The sequence below is a fragment of the Derxia lacustris genome (assembly GCF_002105195.1).
Taxonomy (GTDB): domain Bacteria; phylum Pseudomonadota; class Gammaproteobacteria; order Burkholderiales; family Burkholderiaceae_E; genus Derxia; species Derxia lacustris.
This window is the reverse complement of the sequence record NZ_MUHU01000026.1, coordinates 209,926-217,245: the sequence shown is the minus strand read 5'-3', so window position 1 is coordinate 217,245 and position 7,320 is coordinate 209,926. Positions and strand designations below refer to the sequence as shown.

Annotated in this window: 8 protein-coding genes and 2 pseudogenes; 4 read left to right on the top strand and 6 right to left on the bottom strand. The window is 72.1% G+C overall.

Annotation, left to right across the window (positions count from 1 at the left end):
• Positions 1–36: 36 nt before the first annotated feature.
• Positions 37–123 (top strand): annotated as a pseudogene (locus B9P64_RS30650) (TetR/AcrR family transcriptional regulator); the annotation flags it as partial.
• A gap of 21 nt (positions 124–144) precedes the next feature.
• On the opposite strand, the pseudogene B9P64_RS18835 reads toward B9P64_RS30650, so the two are convergent.
• A pseudogene (locus B9P64_RS18835) lies at positions 145–435 on the bottom strand (TetR/AcrR family transcriptional regulator); the annotation flags it as partial.
• A 333-nt stretch (positions 436–768) separates the two neighbouring features.
• On the opposite strand from B9P64_RS18835, the gene B9P64_RS18830 reads away from it, so the two are divergent.
• Together B9P64_RS18830 and B9P64_RS18825 are read left to right on the top strand one after the other, a co-directional pair.
• Positions 769–1,674: a type IV toxin-antitoxin system AbiEi family antitoxin gene (locus tag B9P64_RS18830; RefSeq protein WP_176256888.1), complete on the top strand. Its 906-nt coding sequence runs from the start codon at positions 769–771 to the stop codon at positions 1,672–1,674.
• Positions 1,675–1,728: 54 nt separating this feature from the next.
• Positions 1,729–2,229: a metallophosphoesterase family protein gene (locus tag B9P64_RS18825; RefSeq protein ID WP_085317699.1), complete on the top strand. Its 501-nt coding sequence runs from the start codon at positions 1,729–1,731 to the stop codon at positions 2,227–2,229.
• Positions 2,230–2,232: 3 nt separating this feature from the next.
• Here the strand turns inward: B9P64_RS18825 and B9P64_RS18820 are convergent, their stop codons facing one another.
• Complete coding sequence (locus B9P64_RS18820) at positions 2,233–3,111, bottom strand: LysR family transcriptional regulator (RefSeq protein ID WP_085317698.1); 879 nt, start codon at positions 3,109–3,111, stop codon at positions 2,233–2,235.
• A gap of 105 nt (positions 3,112–3,216) precedes the next feature.
• On the opposite strand from B9P64_RS18820, the gene B9P64_RS18815 reads away from it, so the two are divergent.
• A complete protein-coding gene (locus B9P64_RS18815; RefSeq protein WP_085317697.1) occupies positions 3,217–3,819 on the top strand; it encodes a short chain dehydrogenase in 603 nt (200 codons plus the stop codon).
• Positions 3,820–3,862: 43 nt separating this feature from the next.
• Here B9P64_RS18815 and B9P64_RS18810 read toward each other — a convergent pair whose 3' ends face one another.
• From B9P64_RS18810 to B9P64_RS18795, 4 genes are all read right to left on the bottom strand, one after another.
• On the bottom strand, positions 3,863–4,240 hold the full coding sequence (locus B9P64_RS18810) for an RNA-binding S4 domain-containing protein (protein ID WP_235840043.1): 378 nt from the start codon (positions 4,238–4,240) through the stop codon (positions 3,863–3,865).
• Positions 4,233–4,964, bottom strand: coding sequence for a ligase-associated DNA damage response endonuclease PdeM (gene pdeM, locus B9P64_RS18805; protein WP_085317696.1), 732 nt, complete (start codon positions 4,962–4,964; stop codon positions 4,233–4,235). The genes B9P64_RS18810 and pdeM overlap by 8 nt, the downstream gene beginning before the upstream one ends.
• A gap of 88 nt (positions 4,965–5,052) precedes the next feature.
• On the bottom strand, positions 5,053–6,426 hold the full coding sequence (locus tag B9P64_RS18800; protein WP_085317695.1) for a multifunctional CCA addition/repair protein: 1,374 nt from the start codon (positions 6,424–6,426) through the stop codon (positions 5,053–5,055).
• A gap of 90 nt (positions 6,427–6,516) precedes the next feature.
• Complete coding sequence (locus B9P64_RS18795) at positions 6,517–7,173, bottom strand: glutathione S-transferase family protein (RefSeq protein ID WP_085317694.1); 657 nt, start codon at positions 7,171–7,173, stop codon at positions 6,517–6,519.
• Positions 7,174–7,320: the final 147 nt, after the last annotated feature.

Below are 7,320 nucleotides of genomic sequence, written 5' to 3'. Positions count from 1 at the left end.
CTTGCCGCTGCACGCGGCCTGCCACGGCTGGAGGCGATGGTCGCCAACTGGATCCGCCGCGTCTGCGAGGTGGAAATCCCGCACGGCTGCCTCTACGTGAGCAGCGCGGTCGAGTTCGACGACCGGCCCGGCGCGGTGCGCGATGCGCTGTACGCGCTGGTCGACGACTGGCAGGCCGCGTGCAGCGGCAAGCGCCGGCTCGAACACGGCGGCGCGGAACACGCGGTGGTATTCGCCGAGGACGGCGATCTGCAAGTCCTCGCGCGAGCCGAAATGCGCGAACACGCCCGACTTGCTCATGCCGGTGCGCTCGGAGATGAGGCCGATGGTCAGGCCCTCCAGGCCGTCGCGCGCGGCCAGGTCGAGCGCGGCGGCGAGGATGGCGGCGCGGGTCTGCTCGCCCTTGCTGGCGCGGGGGGTGGGGGTGTCGGGCATGCGGTGAGTGGCTTGTGTTGAAACGAACGGTCGTGCTTTTTTAACCGGGATTGCGGGGCGGGGAAAGCGCGGAACGGTGACATTGGGGTTTGTCGGGAGGGGGCAGACATCATTTACCCTGCCCCGTTGTTCGTTTTTTAATAAAAACAATTATTCTGAACAAACGACAAATCTGAACAAAATCAGCCTGCGATGACCCTCGCCTCCATCGATCCTGCCGTGCAGCAAGCTGTCGCCGTTCTCACAGCGAACACCGGCCTATACGCCCAGCTCATTGACGCTGAAGAAGCCGAGGCGCAGCCGCGTTTGCGAATCGAACTCGCTGAAAATGTTGTGGACTACCTCGTACACAGCGAAGCAGAGATCACACCCGCCCTGCTGGTAATGCTGCACCTGCGCACAGACAGCACGCCGCCCGATCTGCTCATCGCCCCCCAGCTCACCGCAACCCAGGCCGCGCGCTGCCGCGAGCTGGGCATCCAGTTTCTCGACGCCGCCGGCAACGCCTACCTCAGCGCGCCGGGGTTGTTCGTGTTCGTGAGCGGGCTCAAGGCCGAGCCCAAGACCGCCGCGCGTCTCATCAAGGCGCGACCGGCGGCGGCTGGCGGCACCGGCAGCGCGATGCGCGTGGTGTTCACGCTGCTCGACCGCCCCGCTCTGCTCGACGCCACCTATCGCGACATCGCCGCCAGCGCCGGGGTGTCGCTCGCCAGCATCCGCCCGGCGCTCGACGATCTGACGCTGCGCGGGCATCTGCGCAGCATCGCTGCCGGCAAGCGCCGCCTGACCCAGCCGCGCCGGCTGTTCGAGGAATGGGAACACCTCTGGCCCACGCGGCTGAAGCCGCGCCTGAAGGGCCGCCGCTTCACCGCCAGCCGGCCCGACTGGTGGCGCGATCTGGACCCGCGCGAGCACGCCGCGCAATGGGGTGGCGACGTGGCGGCCTGGCATTACACGCATCAGCTCAAGCCGGCGACGGTCACGCTCTATGCCCATCCCGACGCCCTCGCCGACAGCACGCGCGGTCTGGCCCGCGCAGGTCTGCTGCGGGCCGATGCGCGCGGCGAGGTCGAAATCCTTCCGCGCTTCTGGCAGCTCGACACGCTCGCGCCGGCGTCGGCGCTGGTGCCGGCGATGCTGGTGCATGCCGAGCTGATCGCGACGCTCGATCCGCGCTGTCTGGCCGTGGCGCAGGCGCTGTACGAACAAGAGATTGCAAGCGCCATCGCCCTTGCTTGAGGCCCCAATGCCAGACTCGGTCCTCGTTGCCACGGCACCCATCCGAGCCCGCCCATGCCCACCCTCGGCCTCATCTCCGACACCCACAACCTCATCCGCCCCGAAGCGCTCGCGGCCCTGGCCGGCTGCGCCGCCATCGTCCACGCCGGCGACATCTGCGGCCCCGAGGTACTCGCCGCCCTCGCCCGCATCGCGCCGGTGACTGCCGTGCGCGGCAACAACGACCGTGGCGCCTGGGCTGCCGCCATTCCCGAGCAGGCCACGCTCGACATCGCCGGCATCCGCGTCTTCGCCGTGCACGACGCGCTCGACGAGCGGCGCCATCCGCAGGCCGCGCAGGCGCGCGTGATCGTCACCGGCCATTCGCACCGGCCCGCGCTGGCCGACGACGGCCGCGTGCTGCGCATCAACCCGGGCAGCGCCGGTCCGCGCCGCTTCACGCTGCCGATCGCGCTGGCGCTGCTGCACATCGCGCCCGGCGCCGACGGGCCGGCGCTGCGGGTCGAGTTCGTCAATCTGGCGGGCGACGCGGCGGTGCCGGTGGCGAGCCGCTGAACCTCACTCGCCAAACCGCTCCAGCATGAAGTCCACGAAGCTGCGCAGCTTCGGCGTCATGCGGCGGTCGCGCGCAATCACCAGATGCATCGGCTTGGGCGTCGGCAGCCAGTCGTCGAGCAGGCTTTCGAGCCGGCCGGCCGCGATGTCCTCGGCCAGCAGCGCGGCCGGCAGCAGCACCAGCCCGAAGCCGGCCAGCGCCGCCGTGCGCAGCGCGATGCCGTTGTTGGCGCGCAGCCGCACCGGCCCGGGCGGCGCCGGCGCCGCATCGCGCAGCCCCCAGGGCACGTCCTGCCCGCCATAGGTGAAGACAAGGCAGCGATGGCGCGCCAGATCGGCCGGCGTGGCGGGGCGGCCCTCGCGCGCCAGATAGCCGGGCGCGCCGCACAGCGCCATGCGATAGGGCCGCAAGGGCCGCGCCACCAGCCCCGAATCGTCGAGCCGGCCGACGCGGAACGCCGCGTCATAGCCCTGCCCGACCAGGTCGACGGTGAGATCGTCGAGCACCAGTTCGGCATTCACCTCGGGATGCGCGCCGAGATAGTCGACCAGCGCGCCAGCCAGCTGGAGGCAGCCGAAGGCCACGGTGCTGCTGATGCGCAGCGTGCCGCGCGGGCCGATGCGCATCGCCTCGGCATCGTCGTCGGCGGCTGCGACCTCGGCCAGGATGGCGCGGCTGCGCTCGCAGTAGCGCGCGCCGATCTCGGTGAGCGCGAGCCGGCGCGTGCTGCGCGCAAAAAGCTGCGCGCCCAATGCCTCTTCAAGCTGGCGGATGTGCTTGCCGACCATGCCGGCCGACATGCCGAGCGCGGCGGCGGCGGCGGTGAAACTGCCCCGGTCGGCCACGGTGACCAGGACTTCCATGCTGCGCAGCTTGTCCATGCGGATTGCGTACTCGCGGTGAGAACTCTAGGCACCGGCGCGCGGTTCACGCGGGCGGTGGCGGTTTGCACAATCCCGGCTCCCCAAACGCTTCGGAGAGCAGCAATGAAGATCGTCATCGTCGGCGCGACCGGCACGCTCGGTCAGGCCATCGTCGCGCAGCTCGGCGCGCGGCACGAGATCGTGGCCGTGGGCCGCACCAGCGGCGCCCGGCATGCCGACATCACCGACGCGGCCAGCATCGCCGCCGCGCTCGGCGCCATCGGCCGCTTCGACGCCATCGTGGCGGCCGCCGGCGATCCGCATTTCGGACCGCTGGCCGAGACCACGCCGGCGCAGTTCGCGGTCGGGCTGCACGGCAAGCTGCTCGGGCAGATCAACGTGGCGCTGGCGGCGCTGCCGCTGCTGAACGACGGCGGCTCGATCACGCTGACCAGCGGCTGCCTGAGCGACTGGCCGGTGCGCGGCGGTGCGAATGCAAGCGTTGCCAACAGCGGCATCGATGCCTTCGCGCGCGCGGCGGCGGTGGATGTGCCGCGCGGCATCCGCATCAACGCGGTGAGCCCGACGGTGCTGACCGAGTCGCTGCCGAAGTACGGCGCCTTCCTGCCCGGCTTCGAGGACGCACCGGCGGAGAAGGTGGCCCGGGCCTACCGGCGCAGCATCGAGGGCGCCGAAACCGGGCAGGTGTTCCGGGTCTGGGGCTGACGGCGGCAGCGGCGGCGCAACCGGCCTGCCGCGCCCGCCGCCCTCAGCCGCGCCAGCGCTCCATGTCGCGCCGATCCCGCTTGGTCGGCCGGCCGTGCAGCTGCACGCTCGGCTCGGGTGCGAGCTTGTGCTGCTCGGCCTCGCGCTCGCGGGTCTTGCGGCTGGCCTCGGTCTCGGCATAGAGCGCCTGGGCCACCGGCGCCGGGCCGCGCACATCGCTCACGCCCAGCACCTGAAGCTCGAACTCGCCGCCCGGCGAGCGCACCAGCAGCCAGTCGCCGCAGCGCACGTCGTGCGCCGGCTTGACGACCGAACCGTTGAGCTTGATGCGACCGGCCTGGCAGGCCTCGGTCGCCAGGCTGCGCGTCTTGAAGAAGCGCGCGGCCCAGAGCCACTTGTCGAGTCGGACACGTTCAGTCACGGCCATAGGCAGTCATCCCCGGCGATTGATCGATGAGCGAAGCCGACGCCCGCGCGGGCGTCGATGAAAACGCCATGCCGCCGCGCGGCACGGCAAACACGCGCTCGGGCGTCACCACGCAGATGGCATCGCCCGGCGCGGCAGCGGCCAGCAGGCCGCCGGTAAAGGCACCGAAGGCCGGCAGCACGCCCACGCGCGTGCCGAACCAGAAGCACGGCAGCCGGACGCCATCGCGCCGCGTGGCGAGCCGCCAGGCCGGATGCAGATGGCCGGCGAGCGTGTAGGCGCCCGCCACCGGCTGCGGGTGATGGCAGAGCGCAAAGCCGTCCTCGCGCCAGCCTTCAGGCAGCGCGTCGATGCGCAGATCGGCCGGCAGCGCGCCGGCCCTGGCGTCGTGATTGCCGCCGACGAGTGCCAGCGCGAGCTGGCTGCGCCGGGCGCGCCAGTCGCGCAGCGCGGCCAGCGTGAGCGGGTTGTGGCCGTGGCCGTCGTGCATGAAGTCGCCGAGAAAGATCACCCGCTCGGCGCCGTGGCGGTCGATGGCGGCATCGAGCCGGCGCAGGTTGTCGGCGGTGGTGCCGGCCGGCACCGGCATGCCGTGGGCGCGGTAGCTGGCAGCCTTGCCGAAGTGGGCGTCGGCGACCAGCAGGGTGCGGCGGCGCGGCCAGTCGAGCGCGCGTTCGGGCGCGAGAAACAGCTGTTCGTCGTGCAGCGTGAAATTCATGCGGACAAGGCTAGGCCTTTGGCGGGGCAATGGCTGTCGGCGGCGGGGCGGGGATTGCCCGCAGCGCGGTGACGGCGGCCGGTGCCGGTCACGGCGTCTTGCCGAGCGCGGCGGCGACGGCATCGATGCGGGCGCGCCGCACGGCAGTGCGGATCGCCTCGGTCGGGCTGGCGGCCGGGTCGCGGCGGGCATGGCTGGCAGCGGCAGCCTTGGCGGCGGCGCCGGCGTCCACGCCGCGCGCGGCGGCGAGTGCGGCGAGCCAGGGTTCACGCGGCGGATAGCCGCTGTCCTCGAAGCCGAGCCGGCCGCGCCGGTCGCATTCGCAGGCGTCGAGGGCGCGCGCGAAGCGCTCGGGCTTGCGCAGCGCGTCGCTGGCTTCGAGCGTGTCGAGCACGGTGGCGGCGCGCATCTCGTCGATCTTGCCGAAGCGCGTGTGCTCGCGCGCCACCAGCCGCGCCAGATCGCGGCAGTCGGCCGGCACCTTGAGCCGCGTGCTCACCAGCTCGACCAGATCGGCGCTGCGCCCTTCATGGCCGAGGTGGCGCGGCAGCACGTCGGGCGGCGTGGTGCCCTTGCCCAGGTCGTGCAGCAGCGCGGCAAAGCGCGCGTCGAGCGGCAGGCCGAGCTTCGCGGTCATGTCGATGACCATCATCGTGTGCACGCCGGTGTCGACTTCGGGGTGGTAGTCGGCGCGCTGCGGCACGCCCCAGAGCGCGTCGAGCTCGGGCAGCAGCCGCGCCAGCGCGCCGCAATCGCGCAGCACGGCAAACATGCGCGACGGCCGGGCTTCCATCAGGCCGCGCGCCAGTTCCTGCCAGACGCGCTCGGGCACGAGTGCGTCGACCTCGCCGGCCGCGACCATCGCGCGCATCAGCGCGAGCGTCTCGGGCGCGACGCTGAAATCGGTGAAGCGGGCGGCAAAGCGCGCCAGCCGCAGGATGCGCACCGGGTCTTCGGCGAAGGCGGCGCTCACATGGCGGAACACGCGCGCCGCGATGTCGCGCCGGCCGCCGTGCGGATCGACCAGTTCGACGGCGGCATTCACCTGCCGCTGGCCGGGCATGGCGGCGGCACCGACCTGCCCCGCCGCCAGCGCGAACGGTCCGCGCGCGATCGCGTTGACGGTCAGGTCGCGGCGCAGCAGATCGTCTTCGAGCGTCACGTCAGGCGCGGCATGCACCGCAAAGCCGTGATAGCCCGGGCCGGTCTTGCGCTCGGTGCGCGCGAGTGCGTATTCCTCATGCGTGACCGGATGCAGGAACACCGGGAAATCCTTGCCGACCGCCACGAAGCCCAGATCGAGCAGCTGCTGCGGCGTGGCGCCCACCACCACCCAGTCGCGGTCCTGCACCGGCAGCCCGAGCAGCTCGTCGCGCAGCGAACCGCCAACCTGATACACGCGCGGCGGCGCGGGCCGGGCGGGCGGCAAGGCGGGCGAGAGATCGGTGCGGGCTACGGTCATGGGCGGTGGCGGGCGGCGTGGTCGCTGGCGGGACGGGCGGTGGCGGGCACTGGGGTCGGTGTGACGGGCGGTGGCGTCGGCGGCGCGCGCTCAGGCGTCGTGCAGCGCGTCGTACTTGGCGATGGTCACCGGGTCGGCCACGCCGGCGGCGATCCATTCGGCCACCGCCGGCAGCGCCAGCACCGCCGCCACATAGCCCTGCGCCGCCAGCGACAGCGGCGCGGCATAGGTGACGAAGCGCGCCACCACCGGCGCATACATCGCATCGGCGGCGGTGAAATCGGCGCCGAACAGGAAGGGACCGCCGTGGGCCGCGAGCAGTTCCGTCCACAGCGCATCGATGCGCGCCACGTCGGCCAGCGCCTCGGGCGTGTGGCCCTTGCCCGGCGAGCGCTTGCGGATATTCATCGACATGGCCTGACGCAGCGCCGCAAAGCCCGAATGCATCTCGGCCGCCACGCTGCGGGCGCGGGCGCGCTGGCGCAGATCGGCCGGCCAGACGCGCGCGGCCGGATGGCGGTCGGCGAGGTATTCCAGGATCGCGAGCGAATCCCAGACCGCAAAGCCGTCGTCGAGCAGCACCGGCACCCGGCCGGCCGGCGACACCTCGGCGATGCGCGCCGCCGTGTCGGGCTGGGCCAGCCGCACCAGCCGCTCGGTGAAGTCGAGGCCCAGATGGCGCATCAGCACCCAGGGCCGCATCGACCAGGAGGAATAGTTCTTGTCGGCAATCACCAGCTCGTACATGGCATGACCTCGGCGGAAAGGGGGCGGTCAATGTCGCGGCGCATGACGCGGCGCGTCAAACGGCGATTGTCGATTGTGTGGATGCGTGCGCTGCATGCGCGGCTGCATGCATGTGGCGGGCCAGCGCTGCGCCGGCCCGCGCGGGCA